The organism is Variovorax sp. P1_H12_2 (assembly GCF_056405335.1).
The window spans coordinates 1-2,409 of sequence record NZ_JBFUCI010000633.1; the positions used below are offsets into that span (position 1 = coordinate 1).

Annotated in this window: 1 protein-coding gene and 1 pseudogene; both read left to right on the forward strand. The window is 64.3% G+C overall.

The genetic code is table 11. From position 1 onward, the window contains the following. Nucleotides 1-58: 58 nt before the first annotated feature. On the forward strand, nt 59-1,288 hold the full coding sequence (gene serA, locus AC1D2K_RS33490; RefSeq protein WP_478094590.1) for a phosphoglycerate dehydrogenase: 1,230 nt from the start codon (nt 59-61) through the stop codon (nt 1,286-1,288). Between the two features lie 479 nt (nt 1,289-1,767). After that, nucleotides 1,768-2,409 (forward strand): annotated as a pseudogene (locus AC1D2K_RS33495) (hypothetical protein); the annotation flags it as partial.

A 2,409-nucleotide genomic window follows, 5' to 3' on the forward strand; every position in this document is an offset into this window, starting at 1 on the left:
CGCCTGCATGCTGCGGCGCACCATGCTAGCATCGTCTTTCGCTTTTTTTGGCCCTGGAATGAGCAAGACTTCACTCGACAAAAGCAAGATCAAGTTCCTCCTGCTCGAGGGCATCCATCCTTCGGCGATCGAGGTGCTTCAGGCCGCCGGCTACACCCAGATCGAGTCGCTTCCCGGTGCGCTGCCGGACGCCGAACTCAAGGCCCGCATCGCCGACGTGCACTTCCTCGGCATTCGTTCGCGCACGCAACTGACCGCCGAGGTGTTCGCCGAGGCGCAGAAGCTGGTGGCGGTGGGCTGCTTTTGCATCGGCACCAACCAGGTCGATCTCGATGCGGCGCGCGAGCACGGCGTGGCCGTCTTCAACGCGCCTTATTCCAATACCCGCTCGGTGGCTGAACTGGTGCTGGCCGAAGCCATCCTGCTGCTGCGCGGGGTGCCCGAGAAAAGTGCGGTCGCACATCGCGGCGGCTGGCTCAAGTCGGCCGACAACGCTTTCGAGATCCGCGGCAAGACGCTCGGCATCGTCGGTTACGGCTCGATCGGCGCCCAGCTCTCGGTGCTGGCCGAGGCGCTGGGCATGAACGTCTGCTTCTACGACGTCGTCACCAAGCTGCCGCTGGGCAACGCACGTCAGGTGCGGCTCTTGCCCGACCTGCTGGCGCAGAGCGACATCGTGAGCCTGCATGTGCCCGAGACGCAGGCCACGCAGTGGATGATCGGCGGCGCCGAGATCGCGTCCATGAAGCCGGGCTCGATCCTGATCAACGCCTCGCGCGGCACCGTGGTCGAGATCGAACCGCTGGCCGAGGCGCTGAAGGCCAGGAAGCTGCTTGGCGCCGCGATCGACGTCTTCCCGGTCGAGCCGCGCAGCAACAAGGACGAGTTCCTGTCGCCGCTGCGCGGACTCGACAACGTGATCCTGACGCCGCACATCGGCGGCTCCACCATGGAGGCGCAGGCCAACATCGGTCTCGAGGTGGCCGAGAAACTGGTGAAGTACAGCGACAACGGGACCTCGACCTCGTCGGTCAATTTCCCCGAGGTGGCCCTGCCGGCGCACCCGGGCAAGCATCGCCTGCTGCACATCCACCGCAATGTCCCGGGCGTGCTGTCGGAGATCAACAGGATCTTCTCGGACAACCGCATCAACATCGCCTCGCAGTTCCTGCAGACCAACGACAAGGTGGGCTACGTGGTGACCGACATCGATGCCGCCTCCTCCGACCTGGCGCTCGAGAAGCTGGCCAAGGTGCCGGGAACGATCCGCAGCCGGGTGCTGTTCTAGGGACTGTTGAGGCTGTTTCCGGAGGCCTGGCAAAGGGGCTGGCTGGAGGCGCGCGGGCGCAACACGGCTGACCCCTTGCAAGCGCGGGCCACGCGAGGACGGCCCCTTGGCATGTCTTCGTCGCGACTCCGGTAGCGCTAACAGATCCCGGCCCCGCGGTGAGTTCGCGGCTCTCGCCGAGGTCCGGTCGACCCCTCCGCGCATGCTTTGCCGGGTGCTCCGAAGTGCGCCCCGGTCTGGTGCATCTCAAGTTCCGCCCCATGCTTTTTGTGAATACGTGTAAGGCCAGCATGGTTTTTCACGTCTTCTCCGCGTCGGGCTCGTTGCCGGAACTTTCCAGCATTGACGCGAGAAATGAGCGAAGAAGTCGCCGATTAGTTGGCGAATACGGGAAAACAAAATGTAGGAAAAGTCCTCACTCACTTGATTGCGTTGCCATGCATATGTAGGAAAAATCATGTCAACTGAAGGGAACAAGTATGAAAGTAATATCAAAGTTGTCCTGTCTCGCGGTGCTGGCCATCGTGGCAGGCTGCGGCGGCGGGAGTTCGGGCGGTGCTTTGGGCAGTGCAGGCGCAATGCCCGGCACGGCGGCCGCCAAGTCCGCCGAAGCGGGATCGGACGCTGCGCTCGTCGAGCTCTCGGGCACCGGCAAGCAAGCCGCCGCGACGCAGAAGCTGGATGCGAGCTGGGTCAGCATCGCGAACGAAAACCAGTCGTTCACGGTGCCCAGCGGCACGGTCGTCCAGTACGGCTCGGGTTCGACATTCGTCCAAAAGACCGTCAGCGGGGCGGGCACCTGCAGCACCGCCTTCTTCGGCAGCGACCCCACGCCCGATGTGGTGAAGGGCTGCTACGCCCAATCCGGCACTACGACCGGCGGGACGCTGCTGGCCAATGAAGGCGGTTCGTTCACGGTCGCCACAGCCACCGTCGTGAAGTACGGTACCGGCACGAGCTGGGTGCAGAAGACCGTGACCGGCACCGCGGCCTGCAGCAACGCCTACTTCGGCTCGGATCCCGCGCCCAGCCTTGCGAAGGCCTGCTATTCGGTCGACACGACGTCCACGACGCCGCCCGCCGGCACCAAGCTTGCGGCCGAATTCGAGAGCTTCACGGTC

Bases quoted from the DNA above. Each gene is read 5' to 3' on its own strand.
- serA (WP_478094590.1), top strand. From the start codon at position 59: ATGAGCAAGACTTCACTCGACAAAAGCAAGATCAAGTTCCTCCTGCTC.